Source organism: Rhodopseudomonas sp. (assembly GCF_013377015.1).
Classification (GTDB): domain Bacteria; phylum Pseudomonadota; class Alphaproteobacteria; order Rhizobiales; family Xanthobacteraceae; genus JARJEH01.
Map to the genome: position 1 here is coordinate 1,698,429 of NZ_JACABA010000001.1, position 20,340 is coordinate 1,718,768.

Here is a 20,340-nt window from a genome sequence, read left to right on the forward strand (position 1 = left end):
GATGCATGGTCGATCGCGGTCCACGGATCCTGCTCAGCGAAGGCTCGAGCCTGTCGGCGCGCGAAGCTGTCACCGCGCTCGGTCTGGCCGGGCACCGCGTCGAACTGGTTTCCAGTGATCCGCTCTGCCTGGCGCGGTTTTCCCGATTCGTCAGCCGGGTTCATCCGGCCCCACCCTCCGGCAGCGATCCCGACGGCTATCTCGCCGCGGTCCTCGATGTCGTTGCCGCCCGTTCGATTGACGTGCTGCTGCCGGTGCATGAACAGGCCTACCTGTTCGCCGCAGCGCGTCACCGCCTGCCGAACACGCTCGGCGTTGCGCTTGCGGATTTCGCGGCGTTCGAACAAGTGCAGAGCAAGACGGCATTGGCGAGGTTGTTGACGCGGCTCGACATCCCGCAACCCAGTACCGAGATCGTGCATTCGCCGGAGACCTTCGCTGCGGCGCGGCCGTTTCCATTCTTCGTCAAGGCGGCCTTTGGCACCGCGAGCTCCGGAGTCTGGCGCATTGACGACGCGGCGCAACGCGAAGAGTTGGCGGGCGAATTGTTTCAACGGGGCGCCTTCAACGAGGGCGTCGTGGTGCAGACCGCGGCCAATGGACCTCTGGAGCGGACTCAGGCGGTGTTCGACCGCGGCCGGCTGGTGGCCTGTCATATCTATCGGCAGATCGCCGCGGGGCCGGGTGGTGGGGACGTGCTGAAGCGGAGCATGCGGCGGCCGGAGGCGCGCGCCAGCGTAGAGAAAATCGGCGCAGCATTGAATTGGCATGGCGCACTTTCGTTCGACTACATCGTCGATGACGCCAGCGGGGCGCCGCTGTTCTTCGACGCCAATCCGCGGCTGGTCGAGCCGATGAATGGCTGGCTGAGCGGCGTCGATCTCGCCGGCGCACTGCTCCGTGTCTCACTCGGTGAAGCGCCGCCCACTCAACATGACGGCCGCGAGGGTGTGGTCACGCGGTTGGGGCTGATGGGTCTGATGGACGCGGCGCGACAGCGCGGAAGGCGCGGCGACGTCCTGTATGAATTGTCGCTGCTGGCGCGCAACGCCGGACGTTATGTCGGATCGATTGAGGAGCTGGTTCCGCTGCGCACCGATCCATGCTGCATCGTCCCGCTCGGCGTCGTGCTGGGCAAACTAGTGATCTCGCCCGCCGCCGGCGCAGACCTGTCGCGCCAGACCGTCGAAGCCTACAGCCTGACGCCCGTCGCGATCGAACGGCTGCGCGCGTGGAGCAAGCAAGACGAATAGCCACTTCGCCGCAGGCACCATCTGCGGCGCACCGGGCTTGGAGCCCGCGCCGTTCGCTCACGCGGCGGTGTTCACTTGCACTCGAAATAGACCGATGTCGTCACCAGGCTCGGCGTGTTCTGCTTGCGGCCGCGTTCGTCGCGGTAATTGGATTGCTTCAGGGCGGTCACCACCGCGACCTTTTTGTTGTCGATGGTCTCGACATGCCAGATTTCGGTGGCCTGCCAGCTTGAGCCTTCGCCGCTGCAGGCGAGTTCGGCCTGCGCGTTCACCTCGATGCGGTCGCTGGAATTCAGGTGGCGCAGCGGCTTGACCGACGTGAGCTTGCAGTTGGTCTCGTAATAGGTGACCGTGCCGGGGGCCACGCTCATCACCCGGTCGATTGCAATATCGTTCTTCTCGTCCTTGATGTCGTCCTTGCGGCATTGATTGCCGGAGGCGCCGGCGGCGATCCAGAATCCGGAAAATTCCGCCGGCAGGTCGGCTGCGCGCGCACCGGTAGCAAGCGGCACGGCGAGCGTGGTCACCACCGCAGCCATAAGCGATTTGATCCTGAAGGCGGTCTTCACCGTCGCTCTCATGCAATCGCTCTTACCGAAAAGCCCCGGCAGGGCGCACGATCAGCGACGGAGCGGCAGCTACTCCGCCGCGGGCACCATCTGTGGCGCGCCGGCCTTGGCGTTGGCGCCGTAGCGCTGCTCGATATAGTCGATCACCAGCGCCTTGAACTCGGTCGAGATATTGGCGCCGCGCAGGGTGCGGAATTTCTGGCCGTCGACGAACACCGGCGCCGCCGGGGTTTCGCCGGTGCCGGGCAGCGAGATGCCGATGTTGGCGTGCTTGCTCTCGCCGGGGCCGTTGACGATGCAGCCCATCACCGCGACGTTGAGATTTTCGACGCCGGGATAGCGGGTCTTCCAGCCGGGCATTTCGGTGCGGATGAAATCCTGGATCGAGCGCGCCAGTTCCTGGAACGTGGTCGAGGTGGTGCGGCCGCAGCCCGGGCAGGCCGCCACCAGCGGCACGAATGTGCGGAACCCCATGGTCTGCAGCAATTCCTGCGCGACCTGGACTTCCAGCGTGCGGTCGCCGCCGGGTTCCGGGGTCAGCGAAATCCGGATCGTGTCGCCGATCCCCTGCTGCAACAGGATGCCGAGCGCGGCCGAGGAGGCGACGATGCCCTTGGAGCCCATCCCGGCCTCGGTGAGGCCGAGATGGATCGCATAGTCGGAGCGTTCCGCCAGCGTCTGGTACACGGCGATCAGATCCTGCACCGCCGAGACCTTGGCCGACAGGATCATCTTGTTCTTCGGCAGGCCGATCTCTTCCGCCCGCGCCGCCGACAGCAGCGCCGACTGCACCATCGCCTCGCGGGTTACCGCGCGAACGTCGCGCGGCTGCGCCGAGGCGGCGTTCTCGTCCATCAGCTTGGTCAGCAGTTCCTGGTCCAGCGAACCCCAATTGGCACCGATCCGGACCGCCTTGTTGTTCTTTAGCGCGATCTCGACGATGTCGGTGAACTGGGTGTCGCGCTTGTTCTTGAAGCCGACATTGCCGGGATTGATCCGGTACTTGTCGAGCGCCTCGGCGCAGGCTGGATAGTCGGCCAAGAGCTTGTGGCCGATGTAATGGAAATCGCCGATCAGCGGTACCGCGATGCCGCGCTTGCGCAGCCCGTCGCGGATATGCGGCACCGCGGCCGCGGCCTCGTCGCGATCCACCGTGATGCGGACCATTTCCGAGCCGGCGCGGGCCAAGGCCGTCACTTGGGCGATGGTGCCCTCGACGTCGGCGGTGTCGGTGTTGGTCATCGACTGCACGACGATCGGCGCACCGCCACCGACGGCGACTTCGCCGACCATGACCTGGGTGGTCTTATGCCGGGCGCTGGGGCCGGCGACGTCGTTCTGCAGCGGGTTTTCGAGCTTGTTCATGGGGTCTCGAATATCAGGTTTTTGTGACATCCGGCAATCGATCAATGGTCGTCACCGGGCCGGGGCCGGCCGGTTGACCAGATACAGTCCGGCGATCACCAGCAGCGCGGCGACGCCGAACGCGGGGGTCAGCGGGTCGTGCATGATCAAATAGCCCGCCGCCACCCCGAATAAAGGGGTGAAGAAGGTAAAAGCCGACAATTTGCTGGCGGAATAGGTCTTGATCATCCCGAACCACAGCAAAAACGTCAATCCAACCACCCAGAACGCCTGATAGGCCAATAATCCCAATGCGAAGCCGCTCGGAACCCCGGGCAGCGTCTCGCCGGCGAGCCAGGAGGCCGCGCCGAGGATCGGAACCGACAGCGCCACCTGATAGCCCAGCGCCTTTTCCGGCGGCGCCTTCAGCAGCGCCGTCGCCTTCACCACCAGCGTGGTTGCGGCCCACAGCGCGCCACCGCTCACCACCATCAGATCGCCGAGCAGCACCCGGGCATCGACGTCGGGCTGCGGCACGCCGAACGCGCAGGCGACCCCGGCAAAGCTCAGTGCCAACCCACCCCATTGCGCCGGGCGCAGCCGTTCGCCGAGGAACTTGTAGGATCCCAGTGCCACGAAGAACGGCGCAGTATAGAGGAACACCACGGCGCGCGACGCGGTGGTGAATTCCAGGCCGTGAAAGATCAGCACGAATTCAAGCCCGAACAACGCGCCGGCAAATAGCCCGGCGCCCAATGTGCCATCGCGTTTGAACAGCTTGACGCCGCGGACGGCGGCGATCAGCAGGATCACCAGCAATCCGCCGGCGGAACGGATCATCGCCTGCAGATAGGGCGGGATCTCCGGCAGCAAAAGCTTGATGGCGATCTGGTTGAAGCCCCAGCTCAGGCAGCACAGCAGCATCAGCGCGATCGCGCCGGCGCTGAGCGAAGGGGCGGCGGGCCTGCCGCTCACGTGATCGGAAGACATCGATGCATCGGGGTCATGAGGGCTCCGGCTTGTCGCCGTGTTGTTGGGGAAGTGATCCCGAAGCATGGTCTTCCGAGGCTCGGAAGGATCATGCCGATAGACTTTGTCCGGCGGCTTGGCAATGGGCACAGATCCCGGTGATTTCCACCACCGACAGCTTCGGCGCAAAGCCGGTCAGGCGCGCGGCCTCGTTCAGCGCCTGGGCCACCGGCGCGGCAGGAATTTCGCCGACCGAGCCGCAGCTCTCGCAGATCAGGAACGCCACCGCGGCGGCGTCGTCGTGGTCGTGCGCGCAGGCCAGGAAGGCGTTGCGGCTTTCGATGCGGTGCACCAGCCCGTTCTGCATCAGGAAATCGAGCGCGCGATACACCGTGATCGGGGCCAGCCGCGGCATCACTCGCGCCAACTCGTCGATCACCTCATAGGCGCCGAGCGGGCGGTGGCTCGACAGCAGCGCCCGCAGCACCTGGCGCCGGATCGGCGTGAAGTTCTGGGCACGGCCGGCGCAGATCTGCTCCGCATGCGTAATCGCGTCTGCGGTGCAGCGGTCGTGGTCGTGGCCGGGCGCGGGGAATGTCGGCTTCGCGGCTGTCGTCATCGATCTAACCTGTCAGGCGGCGGGCGCAATCCCTGCGGCGGCCGGCACGTTACACCGGGCAATTTATAGCACGGCGGCGCACAAGTCGCGCGGGTTCCATTGCCGCAGCGCGAAGAGCCATGCACGGAGGGCCTGCGTCCATGCAACGAATCGCGATCGCGAAATTCATAAGCTAGCTTACCTTATCGCAAGCTCAGGGAGTGAAACGACCCATGCCGCGCGGTTCCGTGGACGCCAATTTCATGTTTACGCTGGCGGAGGTGCAGCGGCTGCTGCGGGCCTATGCGGACAAGCAGGCCGCGCGTCACGGCATCACCCGGGCGCAATGGGCGGTGCTGGCCAAGGTCGAGCGCGCCGAAGGCCTGAAGCAATCCGAGCTCGCCGAACTGATGGAGATGCAGCCGATCACGCTGACGCGACTGATCGACCGGTTGTGCGAGCGTGGCTGGCTGGAACGCCGCAGCGACGACAGCGACCGTCGGGTCAAGCGGCTGTATCTGCGCAAGGCGGCACGGCCGCTGCTCGGCAAGCTCGCCGGCCTGCGCTCCGAAATCACCGCCACGGCGCTCGCTGGCATCAGCCCCGCCGATACCCACCGGCTGCTGACCCAACTGGAAACCATCAAGGAAAATGTCCGTTCGGCGATCCAGCTGGCGAACGGCGAACTCGCACGGAAGGAGCAGCGTTATGGCTGATCCGGTTTTGAAATTCGCGCCGGAGCAGAAGGCGGCGTCGGACGTTCCAGCGCAGCCGCTTGCCAGGGCGCCGCGGCGTCGGCTGCTGGCCGGCTTGCGCAAATATCGACGGCCGCTGCTGCTGGTCGTGCTGCCGTTGATCGCTCTGGTTGCCGGCTTCGCTTTTTATCTGACGGGCGGTCGCTACGTCACCACCGACGACGCCTATGTGGGCGCCCAGAAAGTGCTGATCACCCCTGACGTCGCCGGCAAGATCATCAGCGTCGCGGTGAAAGAGGGTCAGCAGGTCGCGCCCGGCGACGTGCTGTTCCAGATCGACCCGGTGCCGTACCGGCTGGCGCTAGCCCAGGCCCGCGCCAAGCTCGCCGACGCCAAAACCAGCCACGACAATTTGATCGCCAACGTCGAGCTCTACGGCCAGACCGTCGAACTGGTGAACGCCGGGATCGCGCTGAAGCAGCGCGACGTCGAGCGCAAATCCTCGCTGGTGAAGAGCAATGCCGGCTCGCAGCTCGATCTCGACAACGCCGCCACCGCGCTGGTCACCGCGCAGGCGCAGTTGCAGCTGATCAAGCAGCAGCGTTCGACCGCGCTCAATCAATTGCTCGGCGATCCCGTGCTGCCGCTGGAGCAGTTTCCAGCCCATATGCAGGCCAAGGCGGCGCTCGACGACGCCCAGCGCAATCTCGATCTGACCACGGTGCGGGCGCCGATGAACGGCACCGCGACGCAAGTGGACAACATCCAGCTCGGCCGGTTCGTCACCGCCGGCACGCCGGTGTTCAGCGTGATCGACACCACGGCGCCGTGGGTCGACGCCAACCCGAAGGAAAGCGACTTCACCTATGTGGCGGTCGGCCAGCCCGTCACCGTCGATGTCGATGCCTTCCCCGATCACGTCTTCAAGGGGATCGTTACCTCGCTCAGCCCCGGCACCGGCGCGCAATTCGCGATCCTGCCGCCGCAGAACGCCACCGGCAATTTCGTCAAGGTAGTGCAGCGGGTGCCGCTGCGGATCGCGCTCGATCCCGCCGATCCGGCGGTGCGCAGGCTGAAGGCCGGGATGAGTTCATTCGTCTCGATCGACACCCATCATCGCCGCTCGCTCGCCAAAATGTTCGGCTTTGAGCCGGCGGTCGCGGCGCAGGATCGGGACTGAGCGATGCCGGGCGCCGCCGCAGCACCGATCGTCGCCCCCGGCCTGCGCCGCAACATGGTGACGATCTGCGCCATGACGGCGACCATCATGCAGGCGCTCGACACCACCATCGCCAACGTCGCGCTGCCCTATATGCAGGGCTCGCTGTCGGCGTCGCAGGACCAGATCAACTGGGTGCTGACCTCCTATATCGTCGCCGCCGCGATCATGACCGCGCCGGTCGGCTGGATCGCCAACCGGTTCGGCCGCAAGCGAATCTTCATCATCTGCTCCGCCGGCTTCACCATCGCCTCGGTGATGTGCGGGCTGGCGCAGGACATCAACCAGATGGTGCTGTTCCGGCTGCTGCAGGGCGTGTTCGGCGCGGCTTTGGTGCCGCTGTCGCAGGCGGTGATGCTCGACTCCTACGCGCTGCATGAGCGCGCCAAGGCGATGTCGATCTGGGGCATGGGGGTGATGATGGGGCCGATCATGGGGCCGTCATTGGGCGCGTGGCTGACCGAAACCTATTCCTGGCACTGGGTGTTTTTCGTCAATCTGCCGTTCGGCATTTTCACCGTGCTGGGGCTGCTGGTGTTCATGGACGAGACCCGCAAGGACCATGAATTGCGGTTCGACTGGTTCGGTTTCATGGCGCTCGCGATCGGGATCGGCGCGATGCAGCTGGCGCTCGACCGCGGCGAGCAGCTCGGCTGGCTGGAATCCAATGAAATCATCGCCGAGGCGATCGTCTCGGTCATCGGCTTCTACTACTTCTTCGCGCATTCCTTCACCACGGCGAAACCGTTCATCCAGTTCGCGATCTTCAAGGACCGCAATTTTATCGGCGGTTGCGTGTTCATGGCGGTGATGGGGCTGGTGCTGTTCTCCACCATGGCGCTGGCGTCGCCCTATCTGCAGAACGTCACCGGCTTTCCGATCATGACCGCCGGGCTGTTGCTGGCGTCGCGCGGCTGCGGCACCTTCGTGGCGATGATGCTGGTGGGGCGGCTGATGCGCTATATCGAGGCGCGCACGCTGATTGCGTCCGGCCTGACGCTGACCTGCGCGTCGCTCTATGTGATGACCGGCTGGACCGACCAGACCGCGGTCGACAGCATCGTGGTGATCAGCATCGTCCAGGGGTTCGGCTTCGGCCTGGTGTTCGTGCCATTGTCGACGGTGGCGTTCCTGACGCTACCCGGCCAGCTCCGCACCGACGGCACCTCGATGTTGACGCTGGTGCGCAACGTCGCCAGCTCGATCGGCATTTCGGTGGTGATCGCACAGCTCACCTCGGGCACGCGCGATGCTCACGCCGTACTGGCCGAGCACATCACCCCGTTCAACAACGCAATGCAGATGCCGAACGTCACCGGTACCATCGACATGGCGACCACCACCGGCCGCGCCATGATGGACGCCATCGTCACCATGCAGGCACAGATCATCGCGTTCTCGCGCGACTACCAGCTGGTGATGTTCGTCACCGCCTGTGCGATCCCGCTGGCGATCATGATCGGCTCGACCAAGGCGGCGCTGCGAAAACAGTCGCAGGCGCCGGAACATGCGGCGGTGATCGAGTAACGCGTTCGGAAGCGATCGCGCGAAATATCCCTCCCCACAAGGGGAGGGATAAGAAAGTTAGTTCATCTTTTCGATCGCCATCGCGACGCCCTGGCCGACGCCGACGCACATCGTCGCCAGCGCGAGCTTGCCGCCGCGCTTCTCCATGCCGTGCACCGCGGTCATCGCCAGCCGCGCGCCGCTCATGCCGAGCGGGTGGCCGAGCGCGATCGCGCCACCATGCGGATTGACGAAATCGCCGTCGTCGGCGACGCCGAGCTGGCGCAGACAGGCGAGGCCCTGCGAGGCGAAGGCTTCGTTGAGTTCGATCAGGTCGAAATCGCTGATCTTCAGTCCAAGCCGTTCCATCAGTTTTCGCGTCGCCGGCACCGGGCCGATCCCCATGATCCGCGGCGGCACCGCTGCCGAGGCGAGGCCGAGAATCCGCGCCCGCGGCGTCAGGCCATGCTTCTGCACCGCGGCTTCGGAGGCAAGGATCATCGCCGCCGCGCCGTCATTGACGCCGGACGCATTGCCCGCCGTCACGGTGCCGGGATTGCGCACGATCGGCTTCAGCTTCGACAGCCCTTCCAGCGTGGTTTCGGGGCGCGGATGCTCGTCCTTGTCGACCATGATCGGCCCGGCCTTGCCGCCGGGCGCTGCCACCGCGACGATTTCCTCGGCGAAATAGCCCGACGCAATCGCAGCTCCCGCGCGCTGCTGCGAGCGAATTGCGAAGGCGTCCTGGTCGGCGCGGGAGATCTGGAACTCCTCGGCGACATTTTCGCCGGTCTCCGGCATGGCGTCGACGCCGTATTGCGCCTTCATCAGCGGATTGATGAAGCGCCAGCCGATCGTGGTGTCGAAGGTCTCCAGTGTGCGCGAAAACGCCTCCGATGCCTTGCCCATCACGAACGGCGCCCGGGTCATCGATTCAACGCCGCCGGCAATCGCCAGATCGATCTCGCCGGCGCGGATCGCGCGGGCCGCGGCGCCGACCGCGTCGAGCCCGGAAGCGCACAGCCGGTTCAAGGTCAGCCCCGGTACCGAATCCGGCAGTCCGGCCAGCAGCAGCGCCATCCGCGCCACATTGCGGTTGTCCTCGCCGGCCTGGTTGGCGCAGCCGAAATAGACTTCGTCGACCGCGGCCCAGTCCATTTGCGGATGTTTGGCCATCAGCGCCTTGATCGGCGCGGCGGCGAGATCGTCGGTGCGGATCTTGGCGAGCGAGCCGCCGAACCGGCCGATCGGGGTGCGAACCGCGTCGCAGACAAACACATCGGCCATATCGATCTCCCAAGAGTTGTGCATCCGGGCTTCGGCGCCGGAATTGAGCGCGAGTTTTAGGAAGCCGGATCGCCGAGGTCAAATGCGCGGACCGCAGGTCGCACTTCGGAATCCGTGTATTGCGGCCGCGAAGCGGTAGGAACGGCCCCCCGAATTTTGCTAGTTTGCGCCGCGATGACAACCCAGAGCGCCATTCCCTCGTCCGAACCCGCCGTGCCCGCGGAAGCATTGGCGCGCGTCTCGCCGATGATGGAGCAGTACCACGAGATCAAGGCCGCCAATCCCGGCTCGCTGCTGTTCTACCGGATGGGCGATTTCTACGAATTGTTCTTCGAGGACGCCGAGATCGCCTCGCGCGCGCTCGGCATCACGCTGACCAAGCGCGGCAAGCACCAGGGGATGGACATCCCGATGTGCGGCGTGCCGGTGGAGCGCTCCGACGATTATCTGCACCGGCTGATCGCGCTCGGCCACCGCGTCGCGGTGTGCGAGCAGACCGAGGACCCGGCTTTGGCCCGCGCCCGCAAGAGCGTGGTGCGCCGCGACGTGGTGCGGCTGATCACGCCGGGCACGCTGACCGAGGACACGCTGCTGGATGCCCGCGCCAACAATTATCTGCTGGCGATTGCCCGTGCCCGCGGCTCCTCCGGCGCCGACCGCATCGGCCTCGCCTGGATCGACATCTCCACCGCTGAATTCATCGTCACCGAATGCGCCACTGGCGACCTCGCTGCTACCCTGGCGCGCATCAATCCCAATGAGGTGATCGTCACCGACGCGCTGTACAGCGACCCCGAACTCGGGCCCTCGTTGCGCGAATTGCCGGCAGTGACGCCGCTGACCCGCGACGTGTTCGACTCGGCCACCGCCGAGCGGCGGTTGTGCGATTACTTCGCGGTGGCGACGATGGACGGCCTCAGCGCGATGTCGCGGCTGGAGGCGACCGCCGCTGCCGCCTGCGTCACCTATATCGACCGTACCCAGCTCGGCAAACGCCCGCCGCTGTCGCCGCCGTCGCGTGAAATCTCCGGCGCCACCATGGCGATCGACCCGGCGACGCGCGCCAATCTCGAACTGACCCGCACCTTGAGCGGCGAACGGCGCGGCTCGCTGCTCGACGCGATCGACTGCACCGTCACCGCCGCGGGCTCGCGCCTGCTGGCGCAGCGGCTGGCGGCGCCATTGACCGACGCCGCGATGATCGCGCGTCGGCTCGACGCGGTGGCGAGTTTCGTCGCCGAGCCGGCGGTGCGTGACGACATCCGCGCGGCATTGCGGGCGGCGCCCGACATGGCCCGCGCGCTGGCGCGGCTGTCGGTGGGACGCGGTGGCCCGCGCGATCTCGCCAGCCTGCGCGACGGCATCCTGGCCGCCGATCAGGTGCTGGCCCGGCTGGCGCTGATCGACAGCCTGCCGGCAGATATCGCCGCCGCGATGGACGCGCTGCGCCGCCCCTCGCGCGATCTCGCCGGTGAATTCGCCCGTGCGCTCGCCGACGATCTGCCGCTGCAAAAGCGCGACGGCGGTTTCGTGCGCGAAGGTTATGACGCGTCGCTCGATGAAACGCGAAAACTGCGCGACGATTCCCGGCTGATCGTCGCCGCGATGCAGGCGCGCTACGCCGACGAGACCACCGTCAAAGGCCTGAAAATCCGGCACAACAACGTGCTCGGCTACTTCGTCGAGGTCACCGCGCAGCACGGCGACAAGCTGATGGTGCCGCCGCTCAATGCCACCTTCATCCATCGCCAGACCCTGGCCGGGCAGACCCGCTTTACCACCGCCGAACTCGGCGAGATCGAGGCCAAGATCGCGAATGCCGGCGACCGCGCGCTCGGGCTTGAACTGGAGATCTTCGAGCGGCTGGCGGCAATGGTCAGCGTGGCCGGCGACGATCTGCGCGCCGCCGCCCATGCCTTCGCGCTGCTCGATGTCGCCACCGCTCTGGCGAAGCTTGCAGTCGATGACAACTATGTCCGCCCGGAAGTCGATGGCTCGCTCGCTTTCGCCATCGAAGGCGGCCGGCATCCGGTGGTGGAGCAGGCACTACGCCGCGACGGCCAGCCGTTCATTGCGAACGCCTGCGATCTGTCGCCGGGGCCGGGGCAGCAATCCGGCCAGATCTGGCTGATCACTGGTCCCAATATGGCCGGCAAGTCTACCTTCCTGCGGCAGAATGCGCTGATCGCGCTGCTGGCGCAGATCGGCTCCTTCGTCCCAGCCACTCGGGCGAGAATCGGCATCGTCGACCGGCTGTTCTCGAGGGTCGGCGCGGCCGACGATCTGGCACGCGGGCGCTCCACCTTCATGGTCGAGATGGTGGAGACCGCGGTGATCCTCAATCAGGCCAGCGAGCGCGCCCTGGTGATTCTCGACGAGATCGGGCGCGGCACTGCGACCTTCGACGGGCTGTCGATCGCTTGGGCGGCGATCGAGCATCTGCACGAGAGCAACCGCTGCCGCGCGCTGTTCGCGACGCATTATCACGAGCTCACCGCGCTCTCCGCCAAGTTACCGCGGCTGTTCAATGCTACAGTTCGGGTCAAGGAGTGGCACGGCGACGTGGTGTTTCTGCACGAGGTGCTGCCCGGCTCGGCGGATCGTTCCTACGGTATTCAGGTGGCGAAACTGGCGGGATTACCGCCGGGCGTGATCGCGCGGGCGAAATCGGTACTGGCCAAGCTCGAGGCGCAGGATCGCGGGCAATCCGCACGCGCGCTGGCCGAGGACCTGCCGCTGTTCGCGGTCACCGCCCGTGCCCCGGCTGAAGCCGCGCCGCCGTCGGAGGCGGAGCAATTGATTGCGGCGCTGGCTGCGATTCATCCCGACGAATTGTCGCCGCGCGAAGCGCTGGAGGCGCTCTATGCGCTGAAAGCGAAATCGCCGAAGCCGTAGAACGGCTGGCGCGGTCAGGCGGGGCCCGCGTCGAACGGCCGGATCAGCTTCAGTGTGGCGGCGAAACGGATGCTGCGCTTGCCGGCCAACGCGGTGGCTTCCACTTCGGCGGAGGCGGCGTCGCAGCGCCCGGAAAAACCGATCCCGACTTGGTAACCGCCGAACAACGGGCGCTCGCTCTTGGCCGGTGTGTGTTCCTGGTTGACGAACTCGCCCTTCCAGCGGCCGTTCGCCGAACTGTAGGAGCCCTGGTAATAGAAGAATGCGTCGCCGCCGAGAATGCGCCCGTCATGCAACAGCATCACGCCGGTATTGCCGCCGTCGACGCCGTCGAGCATCCGGATCGCGACCGAGTAGAGTCCGCTAACGATGCCGCCGTCGCCGACCGCGCCGGGCGGCGGCATATCGTCGTCGCCGAGCGGCGTCATCGTCGCCCGAAACACCGTGCCGGGCTCCTGCGCCACCTCACCCGCGAAGCGATAGACCTCGCCGACCGGCCAGCCACGCATCCGAATCGTGACGTCGTCGGAGCGCAGCAGCGTCCTGAATTCCAGGCTTGGGCTGTGTCGTTTGGTGCGGATCTCAGCGACGATCTCGCCATCGACGTCACGGTAGCTGCCGAAATGGGCAAAAGCGGTATTGCCCCCGAGCATCATGCCGGCGCGCGCGTATAGTACGCTGCGGCCGGTGCCGTCGTTGATCTGGTATTCAACCTTGTAAAGCCCATCCACCAGCGGCCGTGCTCCGGCGCCATCCCGGGACGACCTTAGCGGTCTTGCTGGGCCTGCGGAAGTTATCGCTAGGTCGAGAACCAAATGACAGTTTTGCGACGTGCGTTACCGCCGCGCCGGCTGCCCTCAATATTTGCTGGTCGAGGGCAGCCGTTCGACGGTTACTTCTTCGCCGGCGCCGCCTTGGAATCGGCCGGCTTCGCCGCTTCGGCGGGCTTGGCGGCGTCCGCCGGCTTGGCCAACTCGGCCGGCTTGTCCATCCGCTCGACCTTCGCGGTCTGGCGCAACTGGGTGACGTAGTCGGACTGCGCCTTGCGGGCCACATAGGTCTCGATCTGCGCTTTGACCTGATCGAACGACGGCGGCTTGCGGTCGCGCTTTTCCTCGACCTTGATGATGTGCCAGCCGAATTGCGACTTCACCGGGTCAGAGATCTTGCCGGGCTCCAGCGCGAAGGCGACCGCGGAGAACTCCGGCACCATCTGCTCCTTGGTGAAGAAGCCGAGGTCGCCGCCATCGGAGGCGCCCGGATCCTTGGACTTCTTCTTCGCCAGTTCGGCGAAATCGGCGCCCTTCTTCAGTTCCTCGGCGACCGTCTTGGCCTCATCCTCGGTCTCGACCAGGATGTGGCGGGCGTGGACTTCCTGCTCGCTGGCGATCTGCTTGGAGGCGTCGTCATAGACCTTCTTCATCGCCTCGTCGGTGGTCGCGGCCTTGCCCTCGACCGCCAGCAGATTGTCCATCAGCAGCCGGTTGCGCGCGAAGGCGAGCTTGGTCTTGAAATCGTCGCGGTCGGCGATCTTCTTGTCCTCGGCGGCCTTGGCGACGATCTTCATGTCGATCAGGAACGCCAGCACGTTGTCCTTCTTGGTCGCCGGGTCCATCTGCGCCAGGCTGGGGCCGAGTTCCTCTTCGGCCAATGTCACGTCGCTCTGGCGTATCTCGGCACCGTTAACCTTGGCGAGTACCGGATTGGCATCTTCGGCGCGAACCGGGAGGCCGGCGAACAGCACCAAAGCAAGGCAGCCGGTCGCGGCGGCAAAGCCGAAGCGCGGGCCGGGTTTGGGTGGCAACGACACGGAGGTCATGGAAAATCCTTATCTTCGGGGAAATGGTGCTGTTTCGGGGCGGCGGGACAGTTGCCCAACCGTGCAGCCTTGGCAACGCGAAAACTTGGTCAAAATCATGAAATCGCCGTCCGGTTGGCGCGTTGACAACCCCCTGAGCCAGCCATATCTCTGCCCGGATAGGTGAGGTGCGACGGTATCGACCGGCCGTCGCTCGGCCGCAGACCTCGGATTGCTGGATTCCCATTCATTTCGCGCGAGCTTCCGATCCGGATGCCAGCCTCCTGCGTCACGATGAGTTGATAGCTGTCGGTCGAATGGTGTGACGGCGGCGACGCCGAACTGCAAAGACAGGATTTTGGTATGCTCGGCGCGCTCGCTCGCAAATTCTTCGGCTCCGCCAACGACCGTCGGGTCAAGGCCTATCAGCCTCGCGTCGATGCCATCAACGCGCTTGAGCCGGAAATCGCCGCTCTTTCCGACGAGGCGCTGAAGGTCCGCACCGCGCAGTTCCGCCAGCAGGTCGCCGACGGCAAAACCCTCGACGAGCTGCTGGTTCCGGCCTTCGCCACGGTGCGCGAGGCGGCCAAGCGGACGCTGGGCCAGCGGCATTTCGACGTGCAGCTGATCGGCGGCATGGTGCTGCATGAGGGCGACATCGCCGAGATGAAGACCGGCGAAGGCAAGACCCTGGTCGCTACGCTCGCGGTCTATCTCAACGCGCTGGCCGGCAAGGGCGTCCACGTCGTCACCGTCAACGATTATCTCGCCAAGCGCGATTCCGAGTGGATGGGCCAGATCTACAGCTTCCTCGGCATGACCACCGGCGTCATCGTCCACGGCCTCGACGATTCCGAGCGGCAGAAGTCCTACGCCTGCGACATCACCTACGGTACTAACAACGAATACGGCTTCGACTATCTACGCGACAATATGAAGTACCGGCTCGAGGACATGGTGCAACGCGGCCATTCCTACGCCATCGTCGACGAAGTCGACTCGATCCTGATCGACGAGGCGCGAACGCCCTTGATCATCTCCGGGCCGCTCGACGACCGCTCGGAATTCTATAATACAATCGATACCTTCCTGCCGAAGCTCGACAAGAAGACCGACTACGAGGTCGACGAGAAGCAGCGCAGCGTGACGCTGACCGAAGCCGGCATGGAGAAGATCGAGACGCTGCTGCGCGACGCCGGCCAGCTCAAGGGCGATTCGCTGTACGACGTCGAGAACGTCTCGGTGGTGCACCACATCAACCAGGCGCTGCGCGCGCATTCGCTGTTCCAGCGCGACAAGGACTACATCGTCCGCGACGACGAGGTGATCATCATCGACGAGTTCACCGGCCGCATGATGCAGGGTCGGCGCTATTCCGAAGGCCTGCACCAGGCGCTGGAAGCCAAGGAGCACGTCAGCGTCCAGCCGGAAAACCAGACCCTGGCCTCGATCACTTTCCAGAACTACTTCCGGATGTACGACAAGCTCGCCGGCATGACCGGTACGGCGCTGACCGAAGCCGACGAATTGTTCGACATCTACAAGCTCGAAGTGGTGGAGATCCCGACCAACCTGCCGATTGCACGTCTCGACGAGGACGACGAGGTCTACCGCACCCAGACCGAGAAATATGCCGCCATCCTGGCCGAGGTTGAGCGCGCCAACAAGCGGCTGCAGCCGGTGCTGGTCGGCACCGCCTCGATCGAGAAATCCGAGGTGCTGGCGGAATACCTGCTCAAGAACGGCTACAAGCAGATCGATTTCGCCGATCCGAAGGGCATGGACAAGCTCTATGCCGCCGCCCGCGCCGGCAAGCCGGCGAAGCTGTTCGCGGTGCTGAATGCCCGCTTCCACGAGCAGGAGGCTTACATTGTCGCCGAAGCCGGCGTGCCGGGCGCGATCACCATCGCCACCAACATGGCCGGCCGCGGCACCGACATCAAACTCGGCGGTTCGCTGGAAATGCGGATCCAGCACGAGACCGCGGGCATCACCGACGAGGCCGAGAAGGCCGCCAAGATCGAGCTGATCAAGGCCGATGTCGAACGCTTCCGCGCCCTCGTGCTGCAGGCCGAGGACATCGTCGAGATCGAGCCGACGAAGGGCAACAAGCCGGCCAAGACCGTGAACCGTCCCGGCGGGCTCTATATCATCGGCTCGGAACGCCATGAATCCCGCCGGATCGACAACCAGCTGCGCGGCCGCTCCGGCCGTCAGGGCGATCCTGGCCGGTCGAAATTCTTTCTGTCGCTGGAAGACGATCTGATGCGGATCTTCGGCTCCGATCGGCTCGACACCATGCTGACAAGGCTCGGCCTGAAGGAAGGCGAGGCGATCATCCATCCCTGGATCAACAAGGCGCTGGAGAAGGCGCAGCAGAAGGTCGAGGCGCGCAACTTCGACATCCGCAAGAATTTGCTGAAATTCGACGACGTCCAGAACGACCAGCGCAAGGTGATCTTCGACCAGCGCGTCGACCTGATGAAGGAGGACAACGTCAACGAGACCGTGACCGATATGCGTCACGCCTTCGTCGAGGATCTGGTCGCCAAGCACGTGCCGGAACACGCCTATGCGGAGCAGTGGGATGTCGCCGGGCTGAAGGAAGAACTCAGCCGCGTGGTCGGGCTCGATCTGCCGGTCGAAGCCTGGGCCAAGGAAGAAGGCATCGCCGACGAGGAATTGCTGGCGCGGCTGGAGAAGGTGTTCGACGAGCACATGGCGGCCAAGGTGGCGCAGTGGGGCCCCGAGGTGATGCGCTACGCCGAGAAGAGCATCCTGCTGCAGACGCTGGACCATCTGTGGCGCGAGCATCTGGTGATGCTGGATCATCTGCGCCAGGTGATCGGGCTGCGCGGCTACGGCCAGCGCGATCCGCTGCAGGAATACAAGTCCGAAGCGTTCAGCCTGTTCGAGGCGATGATCGCGCATCTGCGCGAGGCGGTCACCGCGCAGCTGATGCGGGTCGAGATTATCCCGCCGGAGCAGCCCCAGGAGCTGCCGCCGATGGAAGCGCACAAGCTCGATCCCAACACCGGCGAGGACGAGATGGCGTTCGCCAACGTCTCGCTGGCGCCGGCCGACAACGCCGACAAGAGCGCCCGCGACCCGAACCGCCCCGAGACCTGGGGCAAGGTCGGCCGCAATGAGGACTGCCCCTGCGGCTCTGGCAAGAAGTACAAGCACTGCCACGGCCGGTACGCGTAAGTTGATCGCGTAGCGGCGTAGATCGCAGTCATTCCGAGAGCGCTCGCGTCGCGCGTGACGACGGCCGTCGAGCAGGCAAAGGTGAGCTTGCGCGTTTCCCAAGCGGATGACGCGCGATCTTGCCGGTGTGCTCGCTGCGTCGAGCCCGCGCTGCGATTTCAAGCTCCGATCAGATTGAATCCTGGAGGCTTAGGCTGCGCAGACTCACCGCACTGCGGAGAAGCGGCTTTCGAACGAGTTCGCCGAGACCACCGGCGCGGCGCCCGCCATGGTGCTGCCGGACGGCGCGGCGGCGCTGTCGGCGCCGAGCGAGGGCTTCAACTGCGGCTTGGCTGTCGCCTGCCGGGTTTCGGCCGGCTTCGGCACCGTTGCTTGGGGCCGCGGCGGCGGTTCGCTGGCTCTCAGTGCGGGCTTGGCATCGCCGCCCTTGGCGGTGACGACTTTCGGGCTGGCGCTGACCGGCGAGGTTGTCGCCGTCGTTTCGGATCCGCCGATTCCGACCTTGCGGGCCAGGCTGCTGAAGAAACTGCCGGAACGGTCGTTTGGCGTCGCGGCGGCGACCCGGGTCGGCGGCGCGGTCGCGGCCACCGCAACCACTGGCTCCTGCGGCGTGTTTTGCAGCAGGGCATCAGACGGACGGGGCGGATTGACGTGCGAAGGAATCGTGCCCGGGGCCGGGGTCAGCGAGGCCAGCGCAAGCCCCTGGCCATCGCCGCCTTCCGACAGGCCGGTCGAGGCATCGGGCAGCTTGGCGGCGAACACCCGGTTCATGCCTCCGTCGATTCCGGTATGCAGCCGCGCCACCGGAACTCCCTTGGAAATCAGCTCGGCGGTCTTGACCTGGTCGGCCTCCTGCTTTTCGCGCACCGCGTCGGCGATCTCATCGGGGATCACATAGGCCGGGCACTTGCCGGCGGCGTTGAACGCCAGCGGCCGCGACACATTCGGCGGCTGCGCCGGGTCGAACACATACTTCTTCTCGCAGAATTCGACCTTCGGCTCTTGCCGCGTCACCTCGAAATGGTCGTTGCCTTCCTTCAGCATCTTCCAGAACGGCATGTTCGGGTTGTTGCGATGCTTGGCCATATTTGCCGGCGTCATCCGGAACGGATAGGCCTGAAACTGGAACGCGCGCTGGCCGCCGAAAAACGATTCACGGCCGAGCGAATAGATCTCGGCGATCTGTTCGTCGGTCATGGCGTAGCAGCCGCGCGACGAGCAGTCGCCATGGACCATCAGCTGCGAGCCGGTGCGGCCGAGCGCCTTGTCGAAGGCGTTCGGATATCCGGTGTTGAATGACAGGTAGTAGGCCGACTGCGGATTCATCTGGCCGGGGCTGATCGAATAGAACCCTTCCGGCGCCTGACGGTCGCCTTCGCGGACCTTGGGTCCGAGATCGCCGGACCAGCGGCAGATCGGATAGGTCTTCAGCAGCGCGAACTGGCCGTTGCGATCCTGTTTCCAGACCTCAAGCTCGGCCTCCTGCTTGAACAGCCGGACCAGCATCGGCGACTGCAGGTCCATGTTCTTGGTCTGCATGTCGGCGACCAGCCTGGGAGGTACCGGCTGGTTGGCCTTGGCATTGTTCGCCAGCGAGATCTCGTCGCTGTTGCAGCCGGCCAGCACCAAGCCTGCCGCAAGCACAGCCGAGGTGACAAGCGCGCGAACCAGCGGGCGATTGATCAAAGTGAGGCTCCGCAGCCGATGGGCAAATTCAGTCCCCAAATGCCGACATTTATGCCCATAAGAGCAATGAAATATTAGCCTTAAGCCCCCCGGCTCGCAAGCCGATCGGGCCGGCGCGCGGGTTCCATGCTCCGCATGGTCAATGGACATTAAATATCCAGGTCAGGGCCAAACTTGGGCCGAACCGGAGAATGCTGCGGAAAAGGTCAACGAAAGCTTACGCTACCCGGCGCGTCACCTGAATCCCGCCGAATCAGGCCAGTTTGCGGCCGATATCGAGGAATTTCTGCCGCCGCTGCTTTCGGATCGCATCCGCATCGAGGCCGCTCAATTCACCGATGGCCTGTGCGACGGCCTCGCCGGTGGCGGCGATCATGGCCGAGGGATCGCGGTGGGCGCCGCCCACCGGCTCCTTCAGGATGCTGTCGATCACGCCGAACCGCGCCAGATCCTGCGCGGTGATCTTCATCGAGGTCGCGGCTTCCTGGGCCTTGGCGGCATCGCGCCACAGGATCGAGGACGCCGCCTCCGGCGAGATCACGCTGTAGATCGCGTGCTCAAGCATCAGGACGCGGCTGGCGGTAGCGATCGCGATAGCACCACCGGAGCCGCCCTCGCCGATGATGACGGCGACATTGGGCACGCCGAGCGACAGGCAGGCGTCGGTAGAGCGAGCGATTGCCTCGGCTTGGCCGCGCTCCTCGGCGCCGATCCCCGGATAGGCGCCAGCGGTATCGACCAGCGAGAGCACCGGAATGCCGAAGCGGTCCGCCAGCTCCATCAGCCGCACGGCCTTGCGGTAGCCCTCGGGCCGCGCCATGCCGAAATTATGCTTCAGCCGACTCTCGGTGGAAGCGCCCTTCTCCTGGCCGATCACGCAGATGCTTTCGCCGCGGAAGCGGCCGAACCCGCCGACCAGCGCTTCGTCCTCGCCGAACTTGCGGTCGCCGGCCAAGGGGGTGAATTCGGCGATCAGACCCTCGATGTAATCGAGGCAATGCGGCCGTTGCGGATGCCGCGCCACTTGCGTCTTTTGCCACGGCGTCAGCGTTGCATAGAGGTCGTGCAGCGCCTGGCCGGCCTTTTCCTCGATCCGCGAAATCTCCTCGCCGATGTCGCTGCCCGAAGCAGCTAACGCGCGTAGCTCGTCGATCTTGGAATCAAGTTCCGCGACCGGTTTTTCAAAGTCGAGATAGCTGCGGATGTGATCGGACATTGTCACTATATGGGGGCATCGAGGGGCTGCCGATAGCGGCTTGGCTGGCTTTTCGAGCCAACCGCCTGCCGAGTCAAGCGGTCGGCTCAATAGGTAAT

The 20,340-nt window shown here is 65.3% G+C and carries 15 protein-coding genes; 6 read left to right on the forward strand and 9 right to left on the reverse strand.

From position 1 onward, the window contains the following. Positions 1-5: 5 nt before the first annotated feature. Positions 6-1,253, forward strand: coding sequence for a hypothetical protein (locus HXX15_RS08145; RefSeq protein ID WP_296514651.1), 1,248 nt, complete (start codon positions 6-8; stop codon positions 1,251-1,253). Between the two features lie 71 nt (positions 1,254-1,324). On the opposite strand, the gene HXX15_RS08150 is transcribed toward HXX15_RS08145, so the two are convergent. From HXX15_RS08150 to HXX15_RS08165, 4 genes are all read right to left on the reverse strand, one after another. Continuing rightward, positions 1,325-1,834, reverse strand: coding sequence for a hypothetical protein (locus tag HXX15_RS08150; RefSeq protein ID WP_296514654.1), 510 nt, complete (start codon positions 1,832-1,834; stop codon positions 1,325-1,327). A gap of 57 nt (positions 1,835-1,891) precedes the next feature. After that, positions 1,892-3,187: a flavodoxin-dependent (E)-4-hydroxy-3-methylbut-2-enyl-diphosphate synthase gene (gene ispG / locus HXX15_RS08155; protein ID WP_296514656.1), complete on the reverse strand. Its 1,296-nt coding sequence runs from the start codon at positions 3,185-3,187 to the stop codon at positions 1,892-1,894. A gap of 51 nt (positions 3,188-3,238) precedes the next feature. Then, complete coding sequence (locus HXX15_RS08160; RefSeq protein ID WP_296514657.1) at positions 3,239-4,156, reverse strand: DMT family transporter; 918 nt, start codon at positions 4,154-4,156, stop codon at positions 3,239-3,241. A gap of 88 nt (positions 4,157-4,244) precedes the next feature. Next, positions 4,245-4,754, reverse strand: a complete 510-nt coding sequence (locus HXX15_RS08165) for a Fur family transcriptional regulator (RefSeq protein ID WP_296514659.1) — start codon at positions 4,752-4,754, stop codon at positions 4,245-4,247. A gap of 212 nt (positions 4,755-4,966) precedes the next feature. Between HXX15_RS08165 and HXX15_RS08170 the strand changes: the two genes are divergently transcribed. Genes HXX15_RS08170 through HXX15_RS08180 form a run of 3 tightly spaced genes read left to right on the forward strand, consistent with a single transcriptional unit; the run spans position 4,967 to position 8,174 of the window. Further along, positions 4,967-5,449 carry a MarR family transcriptional regulator gene (locus HXX15_RS08170; protein WP_296514661.1) on the forward strand — a complete coding sequence of 161 codons (483 nt, stop codon included), beginning with the start codon at positions 4,967-4,969 and terminating at the stop codon, positions 5,447-5,449. Further along, on the forward strand, positions 5,442-6,608 hold the full coding sequence (locus tag HXX15_RS08175; RefSeq protein ID WP_296514663.1) for an HlyD family secretion protein: 1,167 nt from the start codon (positions 5,442-5,444) through the stop codon (positions 6,606-6,608). The genes HXX15_RS08170 and HXX15_RS08175 overlap by 8 nt, the downstream gene beginning before the upstream one ends. 3 nt (positions 6,609-6,611) lie before the next feature. Next, positions 6,612-8,174, forward strand: a complete 1,563-nt coding sequence (locus HXX15_RS08180; RefSeq protein ID WP_296514665.1) for a DHA2 family efflux MFS transporter permease subunit — start codon at positions 6,612-6,614, stop codon at positions 8,172-8,174. Between the two features lie 57 nt (positions 8,175-8,231). Here HXX15_RS08180 and pcaF read toward each other — a convergent pair whose 3' ends face one another. Further along, complete coding sequence (gene pcaF / locus HXX15_RS08185; protein ID WP_296514668.1) at positions 8,232-9,440, reverse strand: 3-oxoadipyl-CoA thiolase; 1,209 nt, start codon at positions 9,438-9,440, stop codon at positions 8,232-8,234. Between the two features lie 174 nt (positions 9,441-9,614). On the opposite strand from pcaF, the gene mutS reads away from it, so the two are divergent. Next, entirely contained in the window at positions 9,615-12,335 is a 2,721-nt protein-coding gene (gene mutS, locus HXX15_RS08190; protein WP_296514671.1) for a DNA mismatch repair protein MutS, read from the forward strand. 14 nt (positions 12,336-12,349) lie between these two features. On the opposite strand, the gene HXX15_RS08195 is transcribed toward mutS, so the two are convergent. Then, positions 12,350-13,069 (reverse strand): GrlR family regulatory protein, encoded by a 720-nt coding sequence (locus HXX15_RS08195; protein ID WP_296514909.1) that lies wholly within the window; start codon positions 13,067-13,069, stop codon positions 12,350-12,352. A gap of 158 nt (positions 13,070-13,227) precedes the next feature. Then, a complete protein-coding gene (locus tag HXX15_RS08200; RefSeq protein WP_296514673.1) occupies positions 13,228-14,154 on the reverse strand; it encodes a peptidylprolyl isomerase in 927 nt (308 codons plus the stop codon). Between the two features lie 342 nt (positions 14,155-14,496). On the opposite strand from HXX15_RS08200, the gene secA reads away from it, so the two are divergent. Further along, positions 14,497-17,340, forward strand: coding sequence for a preprotein translocase subunit SecA (secA, locus tag HXX15_RS08205; protein WP_296514676.1), 2,844 nt, complete (start codon positions 14,497-14,499; stop codon positions 17,338-17,340). A gap of 204 nt (positions 17,341-17,544) precedes the next feature. On the opposite strand, the gene HXX15_RS08210 is transcribed toward secA, so the two are convergent. Beyond that, positions 17,545-19,026 (reverse strand): L,D-transpeptidase family protein, encoded by a 1,482-nt coding sequence (locus HXX15_RS08210; RefSeq protein ID WP_296514679.1) that lies wholly within the window; start codon positions 19,024-19,026, stop codon positions 17,545-17,547. Positions 19,027-19,279: 253 nt separating this feature from the next. After that, positions 19,280-20,242, reverse strand: coding sequence for an acetyl-CoA carboxylase carboxyltransferase subunit alpha (locus tag HXX15_RS08215; RefSeq protein WP_296514681.1), 963 nt, complete (start codon positions 20,240-20,242; stop codon positions 19,280-19,282). Positions 20,243-20,340: the final 98 nt, after the last annotated feature.

What these genes read in the sequence shown, in the direction of transcription:
- HXX15_RS08145 (WP_296514651.1), top strand. Translation starts at nt 6, where the DNA reads ATGGTCGATCGCGGTCCACGGATCCTGCTCAGCGAAGGCTCGAGCCTG.
- HXX15_RS08150 (WP_296514654.1), bottom strand. Translation starts at nt 1,834, where the DNA reads ATGAGAGCGACGGTGAAGACCGCCTTCAGGATCAAATCGCTTATGGCT.
- ispG (WP_296514656.1), bottom strand. Translation starts at nt 3,187, where the DNA reads ATGAACAAGCTCGAAAACCCGCTGCAGAACGACGTCGCCGGCCCCAGC.
- HXX15_RS08160 (WP_296514657.1), bottom strand. Translation starts at nt 4,156, where the DNA reads ATGTCTTCCGATCACGTGAGCGGCAGGCCCGCCGCCCCTTCGCTCAGC.
- HXX15_RS08165 (WP_296514659.1), bottom strand. Translation starts at nt 4,754, where the DNA reads ATGACGACAGCCGCGAAGCCGACATTCCCCGCGCCCGGCCACGACCAC.
- HXX15_RS08170 (WP_296514661.1), top strand. Translation starts at nt 4,967, where the DNA reads ATGCCGCGCGGTTCCGTGGACGCCAATTTCATGTTTACGCTGGCGGAG.
- HXX15_RS08175 (WP_296514663.1), top strand. Translation starts at nt 5,442, where the DNA reads ATGGCTGATCCGGTTTTGAAATTCGCGCCGGAGCAGAAGGCGGCGTCG.
- HXX15_RS08180 (WP_296514665.1), top strand. Translation starts at nt 6,612, where the DNA reads ATGCCGGGCGCCGCCGCAGCACCGATCGTCGCCCCCGGCCTGCGCCGC.
- pcaF (WP_296514668.1), bottom strand. Translation starts at nt 9,440, where the DNA reads ATGGCCGATGTGTTTGTCTGCGACGCGGTTCGCACCCCGATCGGCCGG.
- mutS (WP_296514671.1), top strand. Translation starts at nt 9,615, where the DNA reads ATGACAACCCAGAGCGCCATTCCCTCGTCCGAACCCGCCGTGCCCGCG.
- HXX15_RS08200 (WP_296514673.1), bottom strand. Translation starts at nt 14,154, where the DNA reads ATGACCTCCGTGTCGTTGCCACCCAAACCCGGCCCGCGCTTCGGCTTT.
- secA (WP_296514676.1), top strand. Translation starts at nt 14,497, where the DNA reads ATGCTCGGCGCGCTCGCTCGCAAATTCTTCGGCTCCGCCAACGACCGT.
- HXX15_RS08215 (WP_296514681.1), bottom strand. Translation starts at nt 20,242, where the DNA reads ATGTCCGATCACATCCGCAGCTATCTCGACTTTGAAAAACCGGTCGCG.